Annotated in this window: 26 protein-coding genes; 16 read left to right on the top strand and 10 right to left on the bottom strand. The window is 63.5% G+C overall.

The window, feature by feature from the left end; translation table 11 throughout:
• The first annotated feature begins 62 nt into the window (after window positions 1-62).
• A complete protein-coding gene (gene ilvC / locus NF4_RS09150) occupies window positions 63-1,064 on the top strand; it encodes a ketol-acid reductoisomerase (RefSeq protein ID WP_198165275.1) in 1,002 nt (333 codons plus the stop codon).
• Window positions 1,065-1,255: 191 nt separating this feature from the next.
• Here the strand turns inward: ilvC and NF4_RS09145 are convergent, their stop codons facing one another.
• Window positions 1,256-1,666, bottom strand: a complete 411-nt coding sequence (locus NF4_RS09145; protein ID WP_063126764.1) for a RidA family protein — start codon at window positions 1,664-1,666, stop codon at window positions 1,256-1,258.
• Window positions 1,667-1,745: 79 nt separating this feature from the next.
• On the opposite strand from NF4_RS09145, the gene NF4_RS09140 reads away from it, so the two are divergent.
• The 3 genes from NF4_RS09140 to NF4_RS09130 all read left to right on the top strand — a co-directional run bounded on the left by NF4_RS09140 (window position 1,746) and on the right by NF4_RS09130 (window position 3,690).
• Window positions 1,746-2,153, top strand: coding sequence for a winged helix-turn-helix transcriptional regulator (locus NF4_RS09140; RefSeq protein ID WP_063126763.1), 408 nt, complete (start codon window positions 1,746-1,748; stop codon window positions 2,151-2,153).
• A 232-nt stretch (window positions 2,154-2,385) separates the two neighbouring features.
• On the top strand, window positions 2,386-2,814 hold the full coding sequence (locus NF4_RS09135) for a hypothetical protein (RefSeq protein ID WP_063126762.1): 429 nt from the start codon (window positions 2,386-2,388) through the stop codon (window positions 2,812-2,814).
• Between the two features lie 114 nt (window positions 2,815-2,928).
• Window positions 2,929-3,690 (top strand): dienelactone hydrolase family protein, encoded by a 762-nt coding sequence (locus NF4_RS09130; RefSeq protein WP_063126761.1) that lies wholly within the window; start codon window positions 2,929-2,931, stop codon window positions 3,688-3,690.
• A 433-nt stretch (window positions 3,691-4,123) separates the two neighbouring features.
• On the opposite strand, the gene NF4_RS09125 is transcribed toward NF4_RS09130, so the two are convergent.
• Window positions 4,124-4,705: a TetR/AcrR family transcriptional regulator gene (locus NF4_RS09125; RefSeq protein ID WP_063126760.1), complete on the bottom strand. Its 582-nt coding sequence runs from the start codon at window positions 4,703-4,705 to the stop codon at window positions 4,124-4,126.
• A gap of 84 nt (window positions 4,706-4,789) precedes the next feature.
• Here NF4_RS09125 and NF4_RS09120 point away from each other — a divergent pair, with 84 nt between their 5' ends.
• From NF4_RS09120 to NF4_RS09110, 3 genes are all read left to right on the top strand, one after another.
• Window positions 4,790-5,527, top strand: coding sequence for an alpha/beta fold hydrolase (locus tag NF4_RS09120; RefSeq protein WP_063126759.1), 738 nt, complete (start codon window positions 4,790-4,792; stop codon window positions 5,525-5,527).
• A gap of 48 nt (window positions 5,528-5,575) precedes the next feature.
• Window positions 5,576-6,460: an alpha/beta fold hydrolase gene (locus NF4_RS09115; protein ID WP_063126758.1), complete on the top strand. Its 885-nt coding sequence runs from the start codon at window positions 5,576-5,578 to the stop codon at window positions 6,458-6,460.
• 274 nt (window positions 6,461-6,734) lie between these two features.
• Window positions 6,735-7,217, top strand: a complete 483-nt coding sequence (locus NF4_RS09110) for an RDD family protein (protein ID WP_063126757.1) — start codon at window positions 6,735-6,737, stop codon at window positions 7,215-7,217.
• A gap of 241 nt (window positions 7,218-7,458) precedes the next feature.
• Here the strand turns inward: NF4_RS09110 and NF4_RS09105 are convergent, their stop codons facing one another.
• Window positions 7,459-7,650, bottom strand: coding sequence for a DUF397 domain-containing protein (locus tag NF4_RS09105; RefSeq protein WP_063126756.1), 192 nt, complete (start codon window positions 7,648-7,650; stop codon window positions 7,459-7,461).
• Window positions 7,647-8,540: a helix-turn-helix domain-containing protein gene (locus NF4_RS09100; protein WP_084532969.1), complete on the bottom strand. Its 894-nt coding sequence runs from the start codon at window positions 8,538-8,540 to the stop codon at window positions 7,647-7,649. Before NF4_RS09100 ends, NF4_RS09105 begins: the two co-directional genes overlap by 4 nt.
• A 287-nt stretch (window positions 8,541-8,827) precedes the next feature.
• Here NF4_RS09100 and NF4_RS37605 point away from each other — a divergent pair, with 287 nt between their 5' ends.
• The 4 genes from NF4_RS37605 (at window position 8,828) to NF4_RS36355 (ending at window position 10,783) form a co-directional block, all read left to right on the top strand.
• Window positions 8,828-9,487 (top strand): hypothetical protein, encoded by a 660-nt coding sequence (locus tag NF4_RS37605; RefSeq protein ID WP_157120083.1) that lies wholly within the window; start codon window positions 8,828-8,830, stop codon window positions 9,485-9,487.
• The gene (locus tag NF4_RS37600; RefSeq protein WP_157120081.1) at window positions 9,484-9,699 is read left to right on the top strand and encodes a hypothetical protein; all 216 of its coding nucleotides are present in this window, start codon (window positions 9,484-9,486) and stop codon (window positions 9,697-9,699) included. Before NF4_RS37605 ends, NF4_RS37600 begins: the two co-directional genes overlap by 4 nt.
• Window positions 9,700-9,785: 86 nt before the next feature.
• Complete coding sequence (locus NF4_RS37595; protein ID WP_063126752.1) at window positions 9,786-10,181, top strand: hypothetical protein; 396 nt, start codon at window positions 9,786-9,788, stop codon at window positions 10,179-10,181.
• Entirely contained in the window at window positions 10,121-10,783 is a 663-nt protein-coding gene (locus tag NF4_RS36355) for a DUF3558 domain-containing protein (RefSeq protein WP_084532968.1), read from the top strand. Before NF4_RS37595 ends, NF4_RS36355 begins: the two co-directional genes overlap by 61 nt.
• Window positions 10,784-10,971: 188 nt before the next feature.
• On the opposite strand, the gene NF4_RS37590 is transcribed toward NF4_RS36355, so the two are convergent.
• Genes NF4_RS37590 through NF4_RS09075 form a run of 3 tightly spaced genes read right to left on the bottom strand, consistent with a single transcriptional unit; the run spans window position 10,972 to window position 14,363 of the window.
• Window positions 10,972-11,718 (bottom strand): hypothetical protein, encoded by a 747-nt coding sequence (locus tag NF4_RS37590; protein ID WP_157120079.1) that lies wholly within the window; start codon window positions 11,716-11,718, stop codon window positions 10,972-10,974.
• A gap of 1 nt (window position 11,719) precedes the next feature.
• Window positions 11,720-14,053, bottom strand: coding sequence for a TPR repeat domain-containing protein (locus NF4_RS09080; protein WP_063126751.1), 2,334 nt, complete (start codon window positions 14,051-14,053; stop codon window positions 11,720-11,722).
• A complete protein-coding gene (locus tag NF4_RS09075; RefSeq protein WP_063126750.1) occupies window positions 14,040-14,363 on the bottom strand; it encodes a hypothetical protein in 324 nt (107 codons plus the stop codon). Before NF4_RS09075 ends, NF4_RS09080 begins: the two co-directional genes overlap by 14 nt.
• Before the next feature lie 180 nt (window positions 14,364-14,543).
• Between NF4_RS09075 and NF4_RS09070 the strand changes: the two genes are divergently transcribed.
• The 5 genes from NF4_RS09070 (at window position 14,544) to NF4_RS09055 (ending at window position 19,909) form a co-directional block, all read left to right on the top strand.
• Window positions 14,544-16,313 carry a hypothetical protein gene (locus tag NF4_RS09070; RefSeq protein ID WP_063126749.1) on the top strand — a complete coding sequence of 590 codons (1,770 nt, stop codon included), beginning with the start codon at window positions 14,544-14,546 and terminating at the stop codon, window positions 16,311-16,313.
• A complete protein-coding gene (locus tag NF4_RS09065; RefSeq protein ID WP_063126748.1) occupies window positions 16,310-17,089 on the top strand; it encodes an ESX secretion-associated protein EspG in 780 nt (259 codons plus the stop codon). The genes NF4_RS09070 and NF4_RS09065 overlap by 4 nt, the downstream gene beginning before the upstream one ends.
• 124 nt (window positions 17,090-17,213) lie before the next feature.
• Window positions 17,214-17,549 (top strand): transposase, encoded by a 336-nt coding sequence (locus tag NF4_RS39980; RefSeq protein WP_063126747.1) that lies wholly within the window; start codon window positions 17,214-17,216, stop codon window positions 17,547-17,549.
• A 45-nt stretch (window positions 17,550-17,594) separates the two neighbouring features.
• Entirely contained in the window at window positions 17,595-18,581 is a 987-nt protein-coding gene (locus NF4_RS36350; protein WP_084532967.1) for a DNA cytosine methyltransferase, read from the top strand.
• Between the two features lie 11 nt (window positions 18,582-18,592).
• Complete coding sequence (locus tag NF4_RS09055; protein ID WP_063126746.1) at window positions 18,593-19,909, top strand: DNA cytosine methyltransferase; 1,317 nt, start codon at window positions 18,593-18,595, stop codon at window positions 19,907-19,909.
• Here NF4_RS09055 and NF4_RS09050 read toward each other — a convergent pair.
• The 3 genes from NF4_RS09050 to NF4_RS09040 all read right to left on the bottom strand — a co-directional run bounded on the left by NF4_RS09050 (window position 19,878) and on the right by NF4_RS09040 (window position 23,883).
• Complete coding sequence (locus tag NF4_RS09050) at window positions 19,878-20,765, bottom strand: DUF6339 family protein (RefSeq protein ID WP_063126745.1); 888 nt, start codon at window positions 20,763-20,765, stop codon at window positions 19,878-19,880. The genes NF4_RS09055 and NF4_RS09050 overlap by 32 nt on opposite strands.
• Window positions 20,762-21,637 carry a hypothetical protein gene (locus tag NF4_RS09045; protein ID WP_198165259.1) on the bottom strand — a complete coding sequence of 292 codons (876 nt, stop codon included), beginning with the start codon at window positions 21,635-21,637 and terminating at the stop codon, window positions 20,762-20,764. The genes NF4_RS09050 and NF4_RS09045 overlap by 4 nt, the downstream gene beginning before the upstream one ends.
• Window positions 21,638-21,747: 110 nt before the next feature.
• Window positions 21,748-23,883, bottom strand: a complete 2,136-nt coding sequence (locus NF4_RS09040) for a helix-turn-helix domain-containing protein (protein ID WP_063126743.1) — start codon at window positions 23,881-23,883, stop codon at window positions 21,748-21,750.
• Window positions 23,884-23,986: the final 103 nt, after the last annotated feature.

The following is a 23,986-nucleotide window of genomic DNA, read 5'->3' as shown; positions in this document are numbered from 1 at the left end:
CCGTTTCCCGCGTTTCGCGGGTTCGAATAAGTCAGAAGGGATACCACCAAGTGGCAGTCGAGATGTTCTACGACGACGATGCCGACCTGTCGATCATCCAGGGCCGTAAGGTCGCGGTGATCGGTTACGGCAGCCAGGGGCACGCGCATTCGCTGAGCCTGCGCGACTCCGGCGTCGAGGTCCGCATCGGCCTCAAGGAAGGCTCCAAGTCGCGGGCCAAGGCCGAAGAGGCCGGTCTGACCGTCGGCACCCCCGCCGAGGTTTCGGAATGGGCCGACGTCATCATGCTGCTGGCCCCCGACACCGCCCAGGCCTCGATCTTCACCAATGACATCGAGCCCAACCTGAAGGACGGCGACGCGCTGTTCTTCGGCCACGGCCTCAACATCCACTTCGGCCTGATCAAGCCGGCCGCCGAGATCACCATCGGTATGGTCGCCCCCAAGGGCCCCGGCCACCTGGTGCGCCGCCAGTTCGTCGACGGCAAGGGTGTCCCCGCCCTGATCGCCATCGAGCAGGATCCGAAGGGTGAGGGCCAGGCGCTGGCGCTGTCCTACGCCAAGGGCATCGGCGGCACTCGCGCCGGCGTCATCAAGACCACCTTCAAGGAAGAGACCGAAACCGACCTCTTCGGTGAGCAGGCCGTGCTCTGCGGTGGCACCGAGGAACTGGTCAAGACCGGTTTCGAGGTCATGGTCGAGGCCGGTTACGCCCCCGAGATGGCCTACTTCGAGGTGCTGCACGAGCTGAAGCTGATCGTCGACCTGATGTACGAAGGCGGTATCGCCCGCATGAACTACTCGGTCTCCGACACCGCCGAATTCGGTGGCTACCTGTCGGGCCCGCGGGTCATCGACGCCGACACCAAGAAGCGGATGCAGGACATCCTCAGGGACATCCAGGACGGCACCTTCGTCAAGCGGCTGGTCGCCAATGTCGAGGGTGGCAACAAGGAACTCGAGGGCCTGCGCAAGCAGAACGCCGAGCACCCGATCGAGGTCACCGGTAAGAAGCTGCGCGACCTGATGAGCTGGGTGGACCGGCCGATCACCGAAACCGCCTGAGTGGTGCGCTGATCCAGCGTTGAAAGGGGTCCTTCCGCAGGTAGCGGGAGGACCCCTTCCGCATGTCTCGCCGGATTCCCCTACGGCGGCGAGCTCCATCCGGCCGCCATCGTCACGCTCCCGGCACCGCGCTGTGCACCGCGCTTCGGCCGATCACCAGGGCCCGCCCGGTGGTTCGCGGTGGGCACCGCTCAGTCCAGGACGGCGTACGCCTCGACCTCGACCAGTACATCCGGCTCGAACAGGTAGTCGACGCCGATCGCCGACAGGGGCGGTAACGGCCGGGGTATACCGAGTTCATCGACGACGCGTTCGATACCCTCGACGAAGTCGTCGTACTTGTCCGGGGTCCAGTGCGTGACGAAGAAGCGCAGCCGGACGACATCGGCGAAACTCGCTCCCGCCCCCGCCAGCCCGCGTGCCGTATTGCGGAGGGCGTGCGCGACCTGACCGGCGAGGTCGCCCGTCGCCACGGGATTCCCGGCCGCGTCGCGCGCGATCTGGCCGGCCACGTGTACCTGGCGGGTACCCGAGCCGATCGACACATGGTGGTACGGAACAGGGGCGAACATGCCTTCGGGGGTGAGCAACTGCACTGCCATGGATATCCCTTTCGCTGATCGGAATAGGTATCTGATGTGTACCTGGTGTCCGAAGGCAACTTCAACGAGACTAGGTGTCATGCCGGAAACCGCGCCACTGCCCCCGGGCAGCCCGCAACTCACACAGGCCCACCGCGAACTGCTCGATCAGGTCCTGGACAAATGGTCGCTCCAGGTGCTCGACGCGCTGTGCGAGCACGGGCCGCTGCGCTTCAACGACCTCCGCCGGGCCATTCCGGTGGTGACGCAGAAATCACTCACCGCCGCGCTGCGGCGGCTGGAACGCAACGGGATGGTCGACCGGATCGTCACGAATACCCGGCCCATCGCTGTCGAGTACCGGTTGACGCCGCTCGGCCGGTCGCTGCAGGACCTCATCGACGCACTCCTGCACTGGGCCACCGGCACACTGCCCGAGGTCGAACTCGCCCGCGCGCGATTCGACCAGGGGGTGGAGACGGCCGGGCAGGTCCCCGCTACGAACTGAAGTACTCGAGGCACAGCGATGCGGGTGGTCGGCGGACCGCCCGCGCACTCCCGCCGAACCCACGGTGCCCCGCGCCGGACGGCAACGTCTCTATTCGCACGTCCCGCAGCGCCCGTACCTGGTCCGCGCCCACGATTCCGGTGGGGGAGACGCAGTACCGGAACACGATCAGCTTGTTGCCGTCCCGCGGCGAGCGGTCGCGCAGCGCCGCAACCGCTTAGCATCGACAGCTATGGGTTATGAGCCGTCGGACCGATCCGCGCAGGCGCCGGTGGTCGTAGAAGTGAGCGAGATCTCCGGTTCCGCCCGCCCGGCCGGACTGCCGACGCTGGCCGAGTTCACCCCCGAACACCGTTTCGTCCTGCGTACCGGCCGGAACGAATTCTCGCTCCCGGCGGGTCGATACCACGTGCAGTTGTGGTCGCAGTACGCGTTCTGGCGAGTGGGTAAGGCGACCATCGACATCGACACCACGCACGGCCCCGTGCTGTTCCACTACGCCGCCCCCTACACCCTCTATCACCGTGGCGCCGCCGGTTTCGAACCCCAGCAGCGGCAGGGGAAGTCCGCCGAGACGGTGATGAAGGTCGTGGCGGTCACCTGCGGCAGCCTGGCAGTCCTCATGGTCCTCTTCGCGGTGGTGCTGACCTTCCTGCAATAACGACAGGGTGTGGCACCGGCATCCGGAACCGGGCCGGATGCCGATGCCGTGCCGGATCGGCCGGTGTCCGAACCTGTATGTTCGAGAACGCTCGACATCACAGGAGGACCTACGATGACTGAAGTCCACGGTATGTCGGTCGACATCCGGACCCCCGACGGTGTCGCCGACGCGTATCTCGCCCACCCCGGCGACGGGGCCGCCCATCCCGGAGTACTGCTGATCCAGGACGGTTTCGGACTGCGACCCAGCCTGCGGGATATGGCCGACCGTATCGCCGCCCACGGCTACACCGTCCTGCTGCCGAACGCTTTCTACCGGCACGGTCCCGCTCCGGTGATCGAGCTACCGGACTTCATCGATCCGGAGGCGCGGCCGGAGATCTTCCAGCAGCTCTTCCCGATGATCCGCGAGCTGACACCCGAGCTGCTGCGATCGGATGCCGGCGCGTATCTCGAATGGCTGGCCGCGGCGCCGCAGGTCGCCGCGGGGAAGGTCGGTGTCACCGGTTACTGCATGGGTGCGCGACTCGCGGTGCTGGTCGCCGCCGGGTTCCCCGAGCGGGTTGCGGCGGTGGCGGGATTCCACGGCGGACCACTGGTCACCGAGAGTGCGGACAGTCCGCATCTGCTCGTCGGAAAGATCACGGGAGAACTGTATTTCGCCCATGCCGGGGAGGATGTGGAAAAGGCGCCCGATCATTTCGCACAGTTCGACAAGGCAGTCGAGGCGGCGGGTGAGCGTCACCGCACCGAGGTTTACGAGCGTGCGAAACACGGCTACACCCAGGCGGATACCGCCGCCTACGACGCCGAGTTCGCCGAACGGCACTACCGCGAATTGCTGGCCCTGTTCGACCGCAACCTGCGGCAGTAGCCGCGCGCGGAAAACACCCGCTCCCCTGGAGCCGATCGGCTGCGCCCCTGCCCGATATCTACACCACGCGGGCTTCGACGCGGCTGGTGACTCCGGCATGGTGCCGGGAAGAACAGGTGAATCACGAGGTGGCGAGTGGTGGTGGTCTCCGCGCTCGAGATCAGCGGACTGTAGCCCATCGTTCCGTCGCCGCGGGGGTACCGAGTTCCACTCGCGCCGAAGGGTTATCGGCGTAATAGGTGAGAAAGCGGTACAGCCGATATCCGTCCACGGCCAACCGCGGACACTCGAGGACAATGCTTCCGGCCGGTGCCGGGCGCTTTCGCACGAACCCGGCCGGTACGGCCCAGGGGCTGGTATATCCGATCCGGTCAGAAGAGCGCATTCCAAGCCTTCGAGATACCGCGACCGATGGCGAGATCGTTCCGGGCTGTCATGCGGCGATGCCGTTGAGGACGATATCGACTGCCTTGTCGATATCGGCCGCCTCGACCTGTTCGGCCCGTAGGAAGACGCGAAACCAGATCGCCCCGGCGAGCATGTCCATGACCAGGCGGGGATCGGTCCGGTCATCGAGTTCGCCACGTTCGACCGCCCGGCGGAAGAGGGGGTGTTCGCGTGCGGCGCGGTCGGCGAAGAACATCCGCCCGACCGCCGCCAGTGACGGCCGGCCGGGGGAGGCCGCCAGGACGGCGGCCGCGATGGGGGCGGTCGCGGCATCGGTGAGCAGGCCGTGGATGCTCCGGGCCGTTTCGATGAGATCGCCGCGGAGGCTGCCGGTGTCGGGCACCGGGAAAGTGAGCAGGTCCGATTCGGTCAGCGCGGCGGCGAGGACCTCGTCCTTGGATTTCCACCAGCGGTAGAGGGTCGTCTTGTTGACGCCGGCGCGCAGCGCGACCGCCTCCATGGTCAGACCCTCGTAGCCCGCGGTGGCGAGGAGTTCGAGGGTGGCCGCGAAGATCGCCTCCGCCCGCCGTGGCCGGGCGGTCGTGCCCGTATCGGCTGACTCGTCCATGTGCCGACAATACAACGCAACGTTGCGTTGTATCCCATGGGTCGTTACAGTGCAACGCAACGTTGCGTTGTATATGGAGGCGTCATGGCTCTTCCCGTGGTTCTCGTCCACGGCATCCGGCTGAGCGGCCGATGCTGGGTATCCGTCGCGAGCGAACTCGGCTCCGAACGCGCGGTGATCACCCCCGACCTCCCCGGGCACGGTGCACGGCGCGGCGAACGCTTCACCATGCCCGCGGCGATCGACACCGTCCGCGCGGCAATCGATAGCGCCGGTGGTCGCGCCCTGGTCGTCGGCCATTCACTGGGCGGGTACGTCGCCATCGCGGCGGCCGCCGAACTCGGCGAATGGGTGGCCGGTCTGGTGGTCGCCGGATCGACCCGTATCCCGAACAGTGCCCTGGCGATTCCCTTCCGGCTCGCTCATCTACTCCTGTCGACCCAGCGCGATGGTGGTGAGCGGCTCAGCCGCCGGCTCTTCGACGCCACCCTTCCCACGCAGGTCGCCGCCGCCGTCGCGGCGGGCGGTATCGCCACCGAGGTGATCCCCGATATCGCCAGGGCCGCAGTAGCATTCGATCCGCTCACCGAACTCCGTCGATACCCGGGCCCGGTCTGGCTGCTCAACGGAAGCCGCGACCATTTCCGCGGTCACGAACAGCGTTTCGTCGCGGCCTCGCCCCGGGCAAAGCTGCTCATGGTGCCCAGGGCGGGGCACTACCTACCGCTGGCCGAACCGCAGCGCTTCGCCCGGCTGGTCCGCGATATAGCCGACGTGTGCGATACGGCGGCCGAGGAGCATCCGAGTGAAGGGTCACGCTGAACGATCGGCGGGAAGCCCTTTGTCGGTAGTGATCTTTATCGTCCGGGCATGGGTATTCGAATTCCGGGCTTCGACTACGAACGCATTCCTGTCGGCGACGTGCGGCTGAACGTGGCCATCGCCGGTTCCGGCCCGCCGATCGTGCTGTTGCACGGTTTCCCGCAAACACACCTCGCCTGGCGCCACGTCGCCGCCGACCTCGCCCACGACCATCAGGTGGTCTGCCCGGATCTGCGCGGTTACGGCGACAGTGACAAACCGGCCGGCGAGCACGGAGGCCGAACCTACGCCAAACGCACCATGGCCGCGGATGTCGTCGAACTCATGCGATCCCTCGGGCACAGCCGCTTCGCCCTGGCCGGACACGACCGCGGCGGGCTGGTCGCATTCCGGGCAGGTCTCGACCATCCAGGCACGATCAGCCACCTCGCCATCCTGGACGTGCTCCCGGCCGTGAACATGTGGGCCACGCTGCGGGGGACTGCCGGTGTCTTCGCGTTCCACCTCTACCTGCTGGCGCAACCGACAGATCTCGCCGAGCGCATGATCCGAGCCGACCCCGACCTGTTCTTCGGACATTTCCTCGACAGCTGGCTCCACATCTCCGAGGCCATCCCGGCCGATATCCGCGCCGAGTACCTCGCCGCCGCCCGCGAACCCGACGCCATCGCCGCGGTGTGCGCCGACTACCGGGCGAGTGCCGCTGTCGACAATGCCGATGACGAGGCCGATCGTGCACAGCGCCGCCGGCTCGATATGCCGGTCACCGCCCTCTGGCAGGACCCGGGCGAGATGGTCTTGCCGTTCGATCCGGCCGCGATCTGGGCCGAATGGGCCACCGACCTGTGCACCGCAACCGTGAAATGCGGCCATTTCCTGCCGGAAGAACAACCCGACACGATTATCGCGGCACTACGGGACCTGATCGATTGAGCTGTCCGAGCGATACGGGAGCCGGGAGCACTCAGTGGCCGGGCGGACGGCGCGCGGCCTGGTCAGTGCCCGTCCGGGGGCCACTCGCTCGTGCGCGTGCTGTGGACGATTCGGTCACTTTCTGTCATCAGCCGCATTGAGTGCGTGCTTCAAGATGGACACGAAACAGTGTCGACACCGCCGCTGCCGCCTCCGCCGTGGAATCCTCGGAGATCGACATGCCGTAAGCACGTGACAGGCACCCGAAGCCACACAGCGATCGCTAGGAGGCGTGATGACCGCAGGTGGATTCGACCCCGCATACAGCCCGACAGCAAGTCCCGCCAGCAGCCTCAGACCTGCCGGCCTGGGCAAACGCGCGGTAGCCAGGTTCGTCGACTGGATCATCGCCGGCATCATCGGCGCCATCTTCTTCTGGCTCCTCGGCACGGTCTGGGACCTCCCCGACTGGGTCTCGGTCCTCCCCGGCGCCGCCTTCGGCTGGCTCTACTTCGTTCTCTTCGAAGTGTCCTCCGGTTCGACACCGGGCAAGAAACTCCTCAGCCTGCACGTCAACGGGTCGGGCAGGGCACCGAAACCCAGCCTCAAGGACTCCGCGGTCCGCAACGCCTACATGCTGCTCAACCTGATCCCGTGGGTGGGTGGGTTGCTGTGGTTCGCCGCGGCCATCGCCATCGCGTTCACCATCAGCTCTAGTCCGACGAAGCAGGGTTGGCACGACAACGCGGCGGGCGGGACGCAGGTCATCGACACATAGTTCTTCGCAATTCCGACGGCCGCCTGTCGCTACCGCACCGACCAGTGCGGTAGCGACAGGCGTTGTCCGCACCGGTGAACGAGGCGCGCCGTCGGCGGTCGTGTTCGTATCCGTGGGCGTGTCGATCATTTGACGATCGTGTCGGGCTAGCTGAACTGCGGTCTTTCCCGGTGTTCGGCCATGCGGGATGTCCCCGCTGCGAATCACCGCGGCGGATTAACTCGCTCGGTAGTCGCGGCATTCAGCTGTTGGACGAGATCTTTTGGATGAACGCATCCCACTCGGCTGGGGCGAAGACGAGGGTGGGTCCAGCGGGGTCCTTCGAATCCCGGACACCGACCGCATCGGTCGTGTGCGCGACCTCCACGCAATCACCGCTCGGCTGGCTGTAGCTGCTCTTTAACCAGCTCACGCCGGTTAGATCCCTGGTCACGCGACAAACTCCTCTGCGATTTCCTGCATCAGGCGCCTACTGTCGTCGGCACTCAACGCTACCTCGTGAAGATCGGCCAAAGCTTGCCTGTGGCGTTCGATCGCGCTGTCTTCCTCCAGGAACAGTGCTCCGGTAAAGCCCTCCACGAACACCACTGGCGGTTCCGGGGCGCGAGCTGTACGCAGGGAGGGGAACTCGAAGAGTGTAAACGACTGGACGATCAATCCAGAGTGCCCGCCGACGCCGAAGGGAATCACTCGGATGGAAACATTCGGCATTCTTCCCAGATCGACGAGGTGCTGAGCCTGACCGGCCATCACATGGCGTCCCCCCACCTGGTGTCGCAATGCTGCTTCCGACAGCAGCACATCGATTGTGAATTGCTGATCCGCAGCAAGTCTGCGTTGCCGCCTCTCCATCAGCTCCAGTCGCCGGTCGACGTCCAGTGCTGGCATCTCGGGGTCGGCCGTCCGGATCAGCCACTGGCGATACTCCGCCGTCTGCACCAAGCCGGGCAGGAGCGTCAGCTGGAATGCGGTCATCCGGGAGCACGCCTGCTCGAGACTCATGAAATGGTCGAAGTGTGGGTTCACCACATCGGCGTAGGTGCGCCACCACCCGCGCGACGGATCGCCCTTCGCCACCTTCACCTCTTGGACAAGGCCCAGTACCTCATCCGATACTTCGTCGTCGGCCCCATAGAACGCCAGTAGATCCCGGAACTGCGCGGTACTGATCCGAACCGGTTGCCCCTCTTCCAACCTCCCGATCCCTTGCTTGGACACTTCGATCGCCAATCCCGCGGCCAGTTGACTCTTCTTGGATTGGAACCGCAGTTCCCGAAGCCGCCGACCCAAAGCGCGCCGTGGAAGAGTCGAACCAATAGCCATGCCCACCCTCGCTATCTCGTCGTGGTCCAGTACGGACCTATGTTTTCTGGACCTACCCATACTGGACGCCCGGCGACCTGCTCGGATGGCCCCGAATAGTCTTTCCAGCGAACAGCTTTCGGTGTCTACTGTATCCACCCGATGACCGGGAACTCGGATAAATCCCGGGCACAGATACTTTCATTGCGAATATTCAGGAAAGCTGCCGGAATCGCCTTGCCGTGCCGGCAGGAATTGTCATGCGCGGTCACCGGGAAAATCACCATCTCCGAAAAGGGATAGAACAGATGACGTTACGTCCGGTGAACGAAAAACAGCACCCGCATCGCCCCCGCGCGATCGGCTATCTCCGAACCGACCTCTCTCCCTATGAGACCCACGACACGGAAGCTATCCGTCAACTCGCCCGACAGCAGCATCACACGCTGGTCTACATAGTCCGACTCGGCCCCGACTCCGTTCCCGACGCTATCGGTCACGTCCTCGACATCGTCCGTGCCACCGAAACAACAACGCTGATCATCCCCGACCTGGCGCATCTGGAAAACCACCCCGGCCGAGTCTGCGACACCTGCGACCTCATGACGGTGTGCCCGGGACAGCTCTGGATGAAAGTCGGCACGAACCCACATGACGCTCCCCACGAACCCATCTGGTTGCCCGAGCTCTGGCACAGCGAACCCGACACCCGGCTGCGCATCGTCGACGCGCACCGCATCATGCAGACCCACCTGACCTGCAATCCCTTGGACTGCCCTCGTAAAGCCGCCGCTTTCGCCCTCCTGGTCGAAACCGGCAAACTCGTCCCTGCCAGCCGCAGCCACCGCGAGCGCGTCGTCTCCCGCGGCCTCGCTTACCCGCCGGCCGGGCGGACCACCTTTGGTACGTGCCCATCCCTCGCGATGCTCCAACGGCTACACACAGGTCTCACACAGGCGCGACCATGAGCGCCTACTCAACCCAACGGTTCGAGGCCGATGTCCACCTCACAGTCTTCCTCCACGGCCTCCGACTCGACTACCGAGTCCATCCCACTGCCGCCGAACGCTTTCTCCAGGAGTGGACCGCGCACCACGGCGCCCACACGGCTGCCGTCCTCCGCGCGGAACCGGCCAACCTCCCACGCCTTCCTTGCGAACGCCTCTACCTGGACCGCTGAGAACTCCGCGCCCAGCACTGGTTAACCACGCCCACCCTTCCCTTCTGTTAGCCTGAGCAACCGAAGCCGTTGAGGGGGTCCCATCGATGAACCAAACCGCAATCGACTACGGCCAGGCGCAGATTGCTGCCTTCATCAACGGGGCCGCAGCGGGCGAGATCAGATACGACCCTGATGTCGCACGTCAAGCCGCATCCGAATACCAGAAGATGATCATCGGGCTGATCGAAATACGAGACCGGCTCCTTGAGGCCATCAATCCGAACGGCTTCGGAGGTTTCAAGTCAGCACAGGATCTGCAGAAGGGCTTCGGCCGAAAAGCCTCAGACGGAGTCGATGTACTGAATCAACTTGTAGAAGGAGCTATGCGACTCCAAGAAGCCTACTTCCGTGCCGGAAACATGATCGCGGAAGCAGACCAGTGCAACGCATCTCGGACCAGATTCGTCGCAGATTCCGCCGCATTGGGGGACCCGTCGTGAAAGCAAGGATCCTTCTCTGCTGGGTGCTGATTGCTGTTGCGCTGCTCAGTGCGTGCGCGGCACCGGAGAATACAAGCACCCAGACCACCGGTATGCAGTCGACTAGTACCGCTCCTAGCATCGCGGTACCCGCCCCGCCGACCTCAAGTCAAGTCAACATGGGCCGTGCCGCGGTGAACCGTGATCCATGTCGTGAACTCGGGGATGATGTAGTTGCCGCTGCAGGATTCGACCCCGCCACAAGAGACAGAATTGACGCCATCTTCGACACCTACTCTTTCGTGGGGTGCAAGTTTGAACACAAAGAGAAGGACCAATTTGGTCTATTCGTGACCAGCCGGTATCTCCACGTAAACACCACCAATGTAACACTGGATGAGTTCCGTGACCGTGAAGGATCCAGGGCCACTCCTATAGAGATAAATGGCATCGAGGCGATAACTTACACGGATCGGCCCACCGAGTCCTGCCATATAATATTAGAGACATCCTATGGTGCCTTGGATGTATCCAAGAGTGTGGCAAGCGTATTTACCGTGGAGAAGCCCTGCGATCGAATGCCTGAGATCGCTGAGATGGTCTCTGCAGCCATGCCCGATTGATCTGACAGGTCCATTGCAACGAAACATTGGCCTCCGAACGCAGCGTCAGTAACCCCGGGGCCTCGAATTTGATCCCCATTGCTCGCCGCACTGCATCTCAATCCGGCTCGGCCGAGAAATTCTGAGGGCTCGGAGTCCCTCGAACGCCAGCCGGGCTTCTTTCTAGGCCGGATCAATTGAAGTTGCCGTTAACCGCCTGGCGGCAAAGGAGCAGGTGGCTCCTGAATCAACCTCGAAGGCGCGAAATCTTCACACGGAGGTCGCTCGCCGTCGAATGTATTGGGGCCATTCACGCCACCGGTATAATACGTGTGCCCGACATTTGTTAAAAGAAAGTTATGGGTACCGGCAATGCGTGGTTCGCCGCCTGATGTCGGAGAGCGCACCACCCTCGGTCGATACCAGTATGACGGAGAGGGGTCTGGAACCAGATTCTCCCTGTCCTCGTCGGAGTAGAGATACAGGCCGGGCGTGTTATACGAGCAGATCAACACCTCCCATTCCTGCAGGAACTGCTGGCTGGGTGGGGTGATCGGGTTCACTGCAACAGCGCGCAGCATGACGCCCCCGGCTTCCCAAAGGTTGCGCGTTTCTTCGAGTTCCTTTTCGGTGGCTGTGAACCGCCCGTAGTCCACGCGAGATTTGTATTGCTCCGCTAATTCAGGCTTATCTCTCATCCCTTTCTCTAGTACCACGGTCTCCATGGCGAACTTCGCGACTTCGTTCAGTTCGCCTTCCAGAGGTGCGGGTATGTCCCAGCGGTATTCAACAGGAGGGTATGTTCTCGCCTGAGAGTCGGATTGCATATAATCTGCGCCCGGATCAGCGCACGACGAAGCTAGAAAGCAAGATACCGTTCCACAAACCAACAGTATTCGAAGTGCGTCGGAGTTGGAACCGGATCGGCGGTTCGCTTTCGCGAATGAAGTACTCATATCATGAGCCGCCTTGCCGACCTAGGGTGATCTGATATGACTGACTGTAGTCCTGAATATACTGACTCAGTCCTTGCGCAACCACGAAATCCTGAAAATTTTCCCAAGCGCCTGCGTTTGCGCGAATATCCGGCATTCCGAGAGGGCCTGCCTCGGTCTGCAGCTGGGGTGGAAGGACTCCGGCCGAGTATGCGGCGTTCAGAATTGCTTGATTTGCGTTATCGACAGCCTGAGCCGACATTGCCTGCTCGCTCGGGCGCTGTTTGAATTCATACTCAGGATCAGCATCGAGCACCTTTTTAACGGCGCTCTCTACCGTGCTACCGGCCTCGATCCCTGTCAATCCCACTGCGGTTTCCACCGGTTTCACAATTCCAACAGCTTGGTCCGCAATTCCACCGACTACTTGAGCTCCGAGAGTTTTCGCTCGATACATAGCATCCGTCGGATTCAGGACCTCTTCGCCTTCCATCTTGTCTTTGTGAATCAGGGCATCCCAGATGGCATTATCGGCACGGCCGGTCAAGGCGCCGACATCACTTGCGGCAAGCTCGCCGGCCACATTTCCGGGATTCTCCTGCATAGCTCGGGCCAGTTCGTCCAGGCGGTACTGCTCAATCGCGGCCGTCAGGGTCACACGCCCCTCCTCATCGTATCCGGCGAGTTGCATCAGTCGATTTGCCTCCTCCCCATTCCACTGGACACGGCCGTCGGGATAAACGACACTCTGAGTGAATCCGGCCGGCATACCCGGGATACTCACCGATTCCAGGTTCGTCGATACGGCGCGGCTGATGGCAGCAGACAACTCCGGACTGTTGGCGATGCCTTCCTTGCTCTTTTCCCATACCGCGTTGTCGTCGGTGGGGGCGAGCATCGCCCCGAGGCTCGCGAGCGCCTCCCGACCTCTCTCGCCTCGTGGATCATCAGCAGGCAGAGCGGCCTCTTCGGTGATCCGGTTGACCATGGTGGAAGCCGCGACCCCGTTGTCGGAGCCGGACCAGTCATGGCCGAGAAGGCTACGGACGGTTTCCTCCGGCTTGTATCCTTCGGGCATTCCTTCGCCGGTCCAGATCTGGTGGCTGCTGTCGTCGTTCCGCCCCGCGATACCGAGGAATTGTGCGGCCGCATCATCACGACCAGGCCAGGTGTACTGGTCCTGCACCATGTCCGATGATTTCAGAACCATCTGGGTACCGAGTTCTGTGCCGGGCTCGTAATTCGGGTTGGCCTCTCCCAGTAACGCTGCGAGGGCGTTCGTGTCTTCCCACTGCTTCTGCAAACCCGCGGCCGGCCCGCCTGGCACATCGGGTTCAAGGGGATCGGGATCGGTGCGCCGGGATTCGAGCAGCTGCCGCACATCTTCGGGAAGCTGCTGGTAGCTGCCCGGATTCGTCAGCGTCCCGTCGGGGTTGCGGCCCGTGCCGATGTCCTCGTTGCTGACCACCATCAGCCCGTTTGCCAACGAGTCGAGCTGACCTGCGGCATCGGGGTTCCCAGCGGCCTCCTCCGTCCGGAGTTGCTCGCTCAACGCCAGGATGCCCTCCTTGCCGGCCGCCTGATAGAGGCCGCGGTAGTACTCCTGAACGTCCGCCGGCAGATTGTCGACCTCGCCACCCGCCGCCAGAATTCTCAGTTGTTCGTCGGTGAGCGCTCCTTGCGGCAGGCGGCCCGCGATTTCCTCGAGGAGTTCGGTGTTCTCCTTGTCCGGAAGGGAACCGTTGGCCCACGCGGCGAGGGCTTCGCCGTCTTCCTTACCCAGTTCACCGGAATCATTGGGTGAAACCGAGGTCACCGAGACCCCGTCTCCGACCAGGTCGCCCCTCACCCGGACCTCTTGAGCCGCGGTCGTTATCCCTAGGCCCACTTCGCTGATTGCGTTGGCGAGGCTGTAGTAGGCGGCGTTGATCGCGTCCTGGTGGATATGGACCTTGTCGGTGACAGTCTGCTGATCCTGTTGGGACAGGCCGGTACCTGTACCTGATACAGCCCAGTTGTCCGCCACCTGCAGCCGGACCGGACACGTCGGATCGTTCTCGGCCTCACCTACTTTGCCGAGCAATAGGCGACGTTCGTTCGCCAGCCGCTGGTCCGCGTTTCGCAACGCGCTCGCCACGTCGCGAATCTCCTGAGAGAGCTTGCGGCCTTGATCGTGTTCCTCGGTGAAGCGGTCAGCTGCTGCATCATGTGCAGCCCCAGCCCAGTTGGTGCCGGTGAAGTGCGGGAGCATCCGGCCGAGTTCTGTCTCGTAATGCTGGGTGTCGGTTTCCAGTTCGGCCGCCCACTCCGAGAGCTTCGCGGTGTTCCAGGATTCGACCTGCTTACGGGTTGGCATGCTCTCCGCCTCCAGGAATCCGGAAGTCCATGGTGTTCAGCTTGTCCTTGAACTGCTGGTCCGTGGTGTTCATATCGTCGGCGCACTGCCTGACGATCTCCGACAACGCCCGCATCCGGAGGGCTATTCGCAGCCATGCGCCTTCGGTGAACTCGCCTGCCTGCGCACAGATCGTTCCGAGTTTGCAGCCTGGAAGCGCCGCGCCCAGTTGGTCGCCGGTGGTTCGCACGTCTATCGCGTCGATCTCCCCGCCGATGCTTTCCAGCGTGTCGGCCAGCTTCCTCAGCTCGTCGATATCAGCTTCGAGCATGCGCCGATTACCCCCTCGAACTCTCGGCCCCGTCGGCTCGGACGGTCGTCAACGAACAGATGCGTTGAGACGATATCCGAGCCTCGCGAAGGCGAGCCAGCGGGAGGTATGAGCTCGTTCGCTGTGCTAATCTCCGGCCAGCGGGGCTTTGCTGGTGCGCCCGTGAACGAAGGGGGCTTTGTGAGCGAGCAGGGGCTGCCGGAGATTCTGCTGCCGGGTGTCGGTGACTATGTGGCGAACCAACAGTCACAGGCTGCCATCCAGCAGACCACGGAGGCTCAGGACAGGGTCGCGTCCTGGGATTCCGGGCTCGCCGATCTCGGTGCCGGCACCGACCCGGATTTCGTCACCAGCATCGAGCACTTCGAAGGCATGACCCATCAGGCCCTGTATGAGGCGGTCCACGGCCAGGGCGGGATGGACGCGGTCGGTCTGCGGACGCTGCAGCAGGTGTGGCGGGAGAACTACTCGGACCTTCTCAATCTCACGATGTTCAACCGGCTGGGACTGAACCGGATCTTCTCGGAAGGCCTGTGGACGGGTGCCGCCTCCGATGCCGCGCAGGTGGCGTCGGAACGGTATGCGATGGCGGCCAATCAGATCGGGCAGGTTTTCGCCTCCGTGGCGGACCGTCTCGACGCACTGGCGTGGTCGGCCGAAGCGGTCCGCGCAGCGGTGCAACCGCCACCCGGTACGGCAGTGCTGTACGCGGACCCCGACGACCCCAGCCAGTCCGTGCTACCAGGCCTGGTCAATCCAGAGTTCTCGGATCAGGATCGAGCGGCCCGGGAACAGGCGCGGCAGGAAGCAGTGCGCGCCCTCAACAACATCTACAAACCGACTTACCCACCAGCCGGTTCCGGTGTACCCACCTATGTATCCGTTCCGCAGATCGCCGGTGATGTGCCCGGTGCACCGGGTGGGAACAGTCCGGGCGCGCCGGGGTCCCCGGTGACGACTTCCACAACTCCGCCTGGTGGACCCGCCTCGCCGGAAGCGCCCGGAGAAGCGACCTCCCCCGCCGGCGATACCCCGACCGGTCTCGATCCCAGCCAACTGGGAGCGCTGGAAGGGCTACTGCCCGAAACCGGCGAAACCCCGCAGGATCCGGCCGCGACGACCACTGCGGGAGTCACGCCGAGTACCACGACCATGCCGGGCAGCCCGGGGCTCGGTACACCGGCACCGACGGTGGACAGTCCGGATCAGCCGGGTCGCACGGTCAACAGTCCCGGTGGGCCGGGCGCGCCTGGCACGTCGACCGCCCAGCCCGGCGCTATGGCGACCGGAGCTCGGGGCGCGTCGCCCGCCGGCCGCAGCCCGATGACGCCCATGGCGCCAGGTGCCGCGGCGAACCGCCGCCAAGAAGACGACAACGAGCACACGGCTCCGGATTACCTGCGCCGCGTATACGACGAGTGGACCGAGGGTCTCGCACACCCGGAGGGTGTGATCGGCGCAGACCCGGCATTCGAGTCGGACCCGAGCGACCGACCACCCAGGACGAACTCATTCGTCGACGACGAGTTCGACAACTTCGTCGACGATTTCGCGCGCCCGGGTATGGCTCCGGAAAGTACGCGGGTCGCTGGGATGTCGGTGACTCCCGCCCCGACCGGATCCGCCGCCCCTGGTGCCTGGCCGAGCTACAACGCGCCGTCCGTCAACGGTTCGGAAACACCCGCCGTCGCCCCGCAGCAGCAGCCCAACCCACCGGCACCCGCGCTCAGCAGAATCCCGCCGCCGTCCGCAACGGCCCGCACCGAACACCCGGAACCGCAAGCGCACTCGGCGAAACCCGAACCCACAGCACCAGCCGAAGACAACGGTTCGGCGTCGGACACCGCAGCGGCCGACGCCACGAGCCCGGTCGAACCGGAGATCTTCACGGTGACAGGCCGCGGCCCGATCATGGACCTCGACGCCTCCGGTAACGATTCACCCAGATGACTGACACTTCACAGCAACGGTGGGTTCTCTCCCCGGACGAATTCGCCTGGGTGTGGACGGAAACGGGCAGCGATCTCCATCCGGATCCGATCAGCATCGTCGAATCACCCACTACCGACGACGAATACCGCCTGCTGACCCGCGAAATCAGCGCCCGATACCCGCGAGGCGGCGATCCGAACCTGGCCGAGGCGCTCTGTATTCTTGCCGATCCCGAACTGCGAATCATCGGCACCGGCTACTCCCATCAATTCCCTGAGAAACGCCTGCGAGTGGTGGCAGCGGCGGTCGGCGAATCCGGTGTGGTCGCAGTCCAGCGCTCCGGCCCGACCGTGGAAGCCGGCGGTGACATCCAAGTGCTCATCACCACCCGGTCGATGCTGGCTCGTCATGTCGCGGCGGCGATGCCGCCCAATACAGCTGGACCAGCGGAAAGGATGGTCGGCTATACGCCGCGGATACGAGGTGACGAACCACCCTCCACCTATTTCCGGGACAGTGCCGGCCGGGCACCGATCGAGGAACGAATCCGGGCATTTCTGCGGGCGCCCCGTGCGGCGGAAGGTCACTTCACCATCGCGACCCACGTGTCACGTGGGCTGCCGCCGAGTTATCTCAGCTGGGTAGATATCCGGGAAGATCGGCCGTCTGCGGGCCGGTACCTGATTGCGGTCAACGAAAACGACACGACGGTCGCCCCGGCCTCCCGAGAGGGCATCGAGCGGCACCTCACCCACCGCGCCGAGCCGGAATCTGCGTCTCGGCGTGACTTCTAGCTTGAGTTTTAAGCTCTGAGCTGGTGTTTTGTTACCCCGGGTGAGCATCGGCGAAGCCCTTGGTTGATCATGTCGTTCTGCGGTAGAGAGAACTTTCGGCAACCAAAGGCTTCAGTCGAACAGTGTGCACGACACCGGCTGTGCTGGTACGGTCGGGGACCTTTCGGCGTTTCGGCGGGAGTTGTATCGGTGCCTGACCTGGCGGGCGGATGCGGTGTTCGATCTGTGCGATGCGGTGTTGTGCGCGGACGGGCCAGTGCGGTCACTGCCGGAGTTGTCGCTGATCGGCGAGCATCGTCGGGGGTACGGCAGCATCTGTGCGGCCCTGGACTGTGGCCGTGTAGATATCGCCCGGCTGCGGAGGGCACTGGTCTCGATGCCGCTGCCGCGAGCCGCGGACGGCCAGCTGGTGCCGGCGGTGGATATCCGGCCTCCACGATATGAAGGGAATCGCAGATGAGAGTATGTAGAGAAGGGATGAACTAGTCAGGAAGGGCGGGGCCTGATGGTCGGACCACGATTTGTTGATGTGTGTGCGGGCGCCGGAGGGTTGGCGTTGGGTTTGGAGCAGGCGGGATTCGAGCCGGTGCTTCTCCTGGATAACAAGCGAGTGGCGTGTGACACGCTTCGCTTGAACCGGCCGACATGGGAAGTTCTCGAAGACGATTTGCGAGTGTATGTCCCATCGTCGACCCTGCGGGACGTGGACCTCTTGTCGGCGGGCTTGCCGCGGGTGAAATCGAACGCGGGCGGGGCTAGATCCATATCTGACGACGAACTGTCCCTGGTGAAGGCGACCGTATCCCTGATGCATGAAATCCAGCCGAAGGCTCTACTGCTCGAAAATGTGCCGAACCTTGCGACGGCGCGGGAGTACGAAGAGATCCGTACATTCGTTCGGGAGGAACTCGAGCATCTAGGTTATCGGTTCATGTGGTTTGTGCTGAATGCGGCCGACTTCGGCGTGCCGCAAGATCGCAAGCAGGGTGTACTCGTCGCCCTCGCGAAACTGTATTTCGAAGCGTTCTGTCCGCCGGCGCCAACTGTACGGCAGCATCAGTCGGTCGGCGCCGCACTGGGCCCATCCATGGCCTCCCGAGGGTGGCCCCGAGCCGAGCAATGGGCGGCCCAGGCAAATCGCGTCGCACCGACTCTCGTGGGTGGCTCCGAGAGGCGAGGTGGTGCGGACCTCGGTCCAACGGGTTCGAGGAGGGCGTGGGCAGGTATCGGAGTTGATGGGAGTGTTCTTGCTGATATGCTGCCTGGCCCCGACTTCATCTGGGCTCCAGAACAAGGCCGCGGCGGTATGGTTAGAATCACGGTGGACCAGGCTGCGCTTCTCCAAGGGTTTCCGCCAGAATGGAAATTCGCCGGCAAGAAGACGGCACGGTATAGGCAGGTCGGGCACGCTTCGCCGCCACCGGTGGGTAAGGCACTCGGTCTTGCGATCCAGGCCGCCCTGGATGAACCGAAAAGCGTTGTCGCCGGCTAGACTTCACGCCCATGACCGACCAGGGAGCACGATTTAGTCACATGAGCGACATTCGCGTTCTGGACCTTTTCGCGGGGCCGGGGGGGCTCGATGTGGCGGCGCACTTCCTGGGGTATAAGAGCATCGGCATCGAGCTGGATTCGAATGCGTGCGAGACGCGCTACGCGGCGGGGCTGCCGACGATCCATGCGGACGTGACCGCGATGCGCGAGACCCGCTTCGACGAGATCCCCAGGTCGGTCGACATCCTCACCGGGGGGCCACCGTGCCAGTCCTTTTCCGTCGCGGGGAAGGGAGCCGGTCGTCGGGCTCTGGACACCGTGAAAAAGTTCATGTCGCGGCTCGTCGACGGTGAAGACGAGGTGCAAATCGACAAAGAGCTGCGTGATCTCGATGACCCTCGTACCGCGCTGGTCCTGGAGCCGCTGCGGTGGATCATCAAGGCCCTCGAAACCGACGGCCGCGATCCGTACGAGGTGGTCGTCCTCGAGCAGGTACCGCAGGTCATGCCGCTTTGGGAACTCTATGCAGAGTTGCTCCGCGGTGGTGAAGGACGGCTCTCCGGCGTCAAGTACGAAACCGAGACCTGGAAGTTGAAGACCGAGGAGTTCGGGGTACCGCAAACTCGGACACGGGCCGTGTTCGCAGCACGTCGCGTGGACCGCGGACCCATTGGAAAGATCGAGCGGACACACTGCGCCTTCGATGTAACTCGGCGTAAGCGCCGCGCCTCGCAAGCCGAACCATTGCTGAGCGACTTTGCGGTTCCTGGGAGCCCAGCAAACTGGGTTTCCATGGCAGAGGCCCTGGAATCTGCTAGCCAGCTGCCTGATTCGCCCGTAGATATATCCCGGTTGCAAACAGGCGAGGACCTGAAGTTTTTCGTTGTTTCAAATTACGGTTCCGGTGGGATTTCGACGAACAGAGGTCAACGCCAATCTTCTGAACCAGCTTTTACGGTCACTGGCAAAGTCTCCCGAAACAGAATCTATAAGAGTCGAGAAGATTACGACGCTGGGCATTGGGGCCGTTTCACGCTCCCGGAATCCGGAGTTCTGCAGACCTTTCCCCATAACTTCCCGTGGTCTGGAAAGGACCAGGCGCAGCAGATCGGTAATGCCGTTCCGCCTTTGTTGGGCATGCACGTACTCAGTGCGGTATTGCATGGCTGCGCGCCCGCTCCAGAGCAGCTCGCAGCGGCGAATACCTGGCCGGCGGTGTCCCAGAGCACCTCCGAGGAACTACGGCGGCTCGGGTGCGGTGATCGAAGCCAGTGTCCTCCCAAGACACACAAGGCTATTCACTCGGAACAGGATTCCGCCCCCTGACCGGAGCTTCGTTGAACAGCTCAGCGAAGTGGCCGACAAGTTTCTCGACCGACTCGGCCGGAGCTTGTTCTTCCTCCGGCCCTTCGGGCAGGTCGTTCCTCGGTGAGGGCAACGCTCTTTCTGCATCTGCAATCCAGTTGCGAAGTGCGTCGCCGTCTCGATCTACATCGGGAGCGAGGACGTCGTACATGAGCGTTGCCGCTGCGGCATTGACAGCCGTGGTCAGGGCATTGACTTCACGGCCGGTACGCACGGTTCCCCGTGTCATCAGTTTGACGAGCGCCAGCGCGGTCGGACGATGGTCGATGACATCGAGACGAAGAGCGGAGTTGAGCATGTCCTGGTTGCTGCACGCCACGACGACCGGTTGATAGTCGGGACCGTCGCGGAACAGTTCGGCCGCCCACCACAGCCGCGCGAAGGTCTGCTTGAAGTGGGGGCCGAGGAACCTGTCGCGGGCAACGCTACTGCGCCGGCCGTTCGACTTCGTCTCGGGCATATGCCGCCACACAACATAATCCGGCGCGACCCCGAGCGCGATGTAGGTCCAGAAGCGCCTGTCGGCCGCTTCCCGTCGAGTCAGCCGCAGGGTTTCGTGCAGGCGTGGTGCCAGCCAGGCATCCGCGATGGTGGGACGTTCGTTGCGAAACCTGTTCATCGCATCGTGGATCAACTCACGGACGCGAAGTGATTCCATGCGCCGATCACTGACCGGAAGTTTGTCCGCGACCTTGTTGAGCGCGATGGACTTGACGTCTTCCTGCCCCTCGAGCAGTCCCTTTGAGAGGAATTCGGCAGCCTGCGCGTCGGATAGCAGTGCCAGCCGTTCCGGAAGGTATTCGGGGCACGCCGTCATTGGTGAATCTCCTGATCGAGTTGTGCGATGCCACGGACAGTAGCCGCGAGGGTCGTCGGAACCTCGGCTCGACGTGCGGCGGCATACTGAATGCGCGGTTGGAGGTCCGCCCAGTTTCCCTGACCGGCCCGCCGCGCGTGCACCTCGCGTAGTGCATCCTGGAGGGATCGGCTGGGGAAGATGTCCGGGAGCATTTCGCGCAGTACCGCACCTCGCCAGTCGGGTGGAAACAGCGGTGTGCCATCGTCTTCGATTTCCAGATCGCCGATAGCAGTGTGGAAGACGGATGTCCAGACGTCGGCGCATACCTGGGCCAGCAGTATCTTCCCTACCATCTGCTCTGTCTGCGAGCCCTGACCTTCGATCAGTGCGACCAGACCGTCGAAATCCGAGTTCACGCGGAGGACAGGCATACTGCCCGAGGTATCCACAACCCATGGTGTGTCACGCAGGCTCGCGAGCCAACCGGTGCTGCGTGCGAAACTCACCGTATTGACTTCGATCTCACGTTCTCTGATCGGGTTGTCGGAGGTCAAGTCGACGATCCACTCCCGGTCGCTGGAGCCGATGATCCGGCCTGCGACGCCGTTGACGGTCGCCACAACGTGGACGAACAGCGAGGCGCGGTCCAAGTGGTCATTGCGTTCGAATTCGAGCTCGCCCGTCCATTCCTTGCCGGATGCATCGGGTCTCAGGCGTGTTACCGTGCGGGTGCTGGTCGCCCCCTCGGCCAGAACCGCGACAACTGCAATTTCGGTCCAGTCATTCGCCCGCGCTACTTCACGATCGGGTACGGTTGCGGTTAGGGAGATTCGAGCGGTGTGCCAGTCGTTACGTTCGGCTCGACCGAGCGCGACGACCTGTTCGATCACCGAGTATGCCTTGGTGTCCAGCTGTTCACGAGCGTCTCCGGGCCCGCGTAGTCGGACGGCCGTGACCCGAGCCGTGACCAGCCCGGCGAGCCGAGGGTATGGGTAGACCCTCATCGATCGGCCCCTTTGCTTTCCTGCAGTTCCACCACGAGGCCGGTCAGTCCGGCCCGCACCGGATGCGTGGATACGTCGGTGGTTCCCTGGAATGTTGCTCGACGGGAATTCGGCTTGAATTCCATTGCGCCGTCGTTCAGCTCGCAGTTTCTGACAGGGACGAGCTCTGCCCACTGCACCACGGGGCGAGAACCGGAGCGGACCTCGAGCTTTGCGACGGGGTACATGCGCCATACCTCGTCGTCGGAGGGCACTTTGACTTCCGCAGTGACTTTCCAGGCGCCCGAGACGTCGACCTCGGCTTCCAACTCGGCCAATTCGGGCGGAGTCGATTTTCCCCTTGTCTTGGCCGGTACCTTTCCGGAGATCTTGAGCCGGCTACGTACGTTGGAAGCGCCGTTGCGCTTCTCCTTCGGAATGGCAACCAACTCGCGTACAGCGCGATTCGTTTCCGTAGTCAATGCAGCTATTCGGCGATGGGCCGAGGGGGAGTAGCGCATTCGCAACTCCTCTGTCTGACCCCACTTATTGTGTTCGGGCGGTTCGGCGGCACGGAGAAATATCTCTGTGTCGTCGGCGAACGGGGCATCTTCTCCTGCGGCAAGACCGGTGAGCAGAACCGCCTGAAATGGATTGGTGCCCGCCGGTAGGTCGGTGACCCGGCTGGTCTTGACGGTCATACGGTTGCCACGCATTGCGGTGACCCGATTGATCTTGCCGTCGGCATCGGTGGCGTCGGTGACGAGTAGGACGGCTCGGTGCTCACCGGCAGTGCCGCCTCTGCCATCACGATGGGGGAGGCGCAGGGCGACAGTGGTCTGTGCCACATCGCCCGCCTCGACGAGCCGATCCACTGTGGTGCCGTTGAGAAACGCCTCCAGCGCGCGGGTCCGGGCGGGTTGATGCACATGCGGTTCGACGCGCTCTTCCGCAAGGAATTCCGTGCCGTTGCGCAAGGTCCGCACGGATGCCTCCAGCAGAGGCGGCTGATCGGTTCCCGCCGTCATGGCCGCCCAAAAATTGCGACCGAGCGCCTGCACCAGTCTGCGGTGCATACCCTCCAGATTGTCTTCGTCGTCCTCTGCGTCACCGTCGAGTTCCATACCCGCCGCAGCAAGACTGGCCACATCGTGGGCCCCTACGATCAAGAAGGACGTGCCCGGTTCATCACCGTCGCGCGTCAAATGCAGTTCTTCTACCGCGTCTTCGGTTGCCCACCACGACCGGACGACCTTCGAATCACCCTTCTCCGGATCCGGCGTGCCCAGCCATCCCGGGCCCGCGAAGCCTCTTCCATCGACTTCGCGCCACGGAAGATCGAGCCGTCCGATGACACGTCGTTGCGTGTGTCCCTCATGCGGTTCGGAAAGGGTGGAGTTGATGAGAACGAGCCCGAGTCTGCTGGTGCCCCAGAGCGTAGCCTTGCCCAGTCCGTACGATCCGCCCGCGGACGAATCCGCCTTGCGACTCTCGAGTTGACGCCGGACTACGGCGGCGAAGCGCCCATCGCCGTAGTCGTCGCCGGTCAAGCCTGTCGCGTTGTAGTCATCTATGCGCAGCAGGACCAGACGGTCGCGCTCACCCATCATGTCACGCAGTCCCGAGCCGATGATGCGTCCGACCTTCTGGTCTTGTGCGGCGGCTGCTCTGTAGTGCGGGAGGAGGTCGTCCCAGCGGATGGCAGTGCGGAACCGGTCGAGCGTGGCGCCGGTCAACTCATGAAGGGTGTAACGGACTCGAACCGGCTCGTCATTCTGCTTGATCCGCTCGTCCAAGCTGTTCTGAGTCGCCTCGCGTGCCAGGATCTCCAGATCGGCCTCGAAGGCGAAAGCCGCAGCATTGCCGAACTCCCGGCCGCCGTCTCTGTGTCCTGGACGGTGATACCACGTAATTTCCGGCCCGCTCGCCTCGGCGAGGATATCGCCGGATACCGGAAGGATCACGCCTTCATTCCTCATGATCTTGTCCGCCTGGGCCACGACATCCGGGCGAGGCTCGGACCGCCCGTCCAGCCAGGCGCTGATGACTGCCGGATGTACCCCCAGCCGTTGCGCCAGGTCCTGCGGGTCTGTGCCTTTGCGTCGAAGACGCTCGGCCAACCATTGACCGCGCTCGGTTCTGTTCGAGTCCACCGCTCCTCCTCGCCTGCCGGTATGTCCTCGTGTTGCTGCACTACCGGTGTGCTGCTACGACGCGGAGATGACAGATCTATCCTGCGCTTCAGATGTATTCTCG

This window comes from Nocardia fusca NBRC 14340 (assembly GCF_001618425.1).
GTDB classification, from domain to species: domain Bacteria; phylum Actinomycetota; class Actinomycetes; order Mycobacteriales; family Mycobacteriaceae; genus Nocardia; species Nocardia fusca.
Note: the sequence above shows the minus strand (reverse complement) of the source record. Positions and strands in the feature narration are given on the sequence as shown.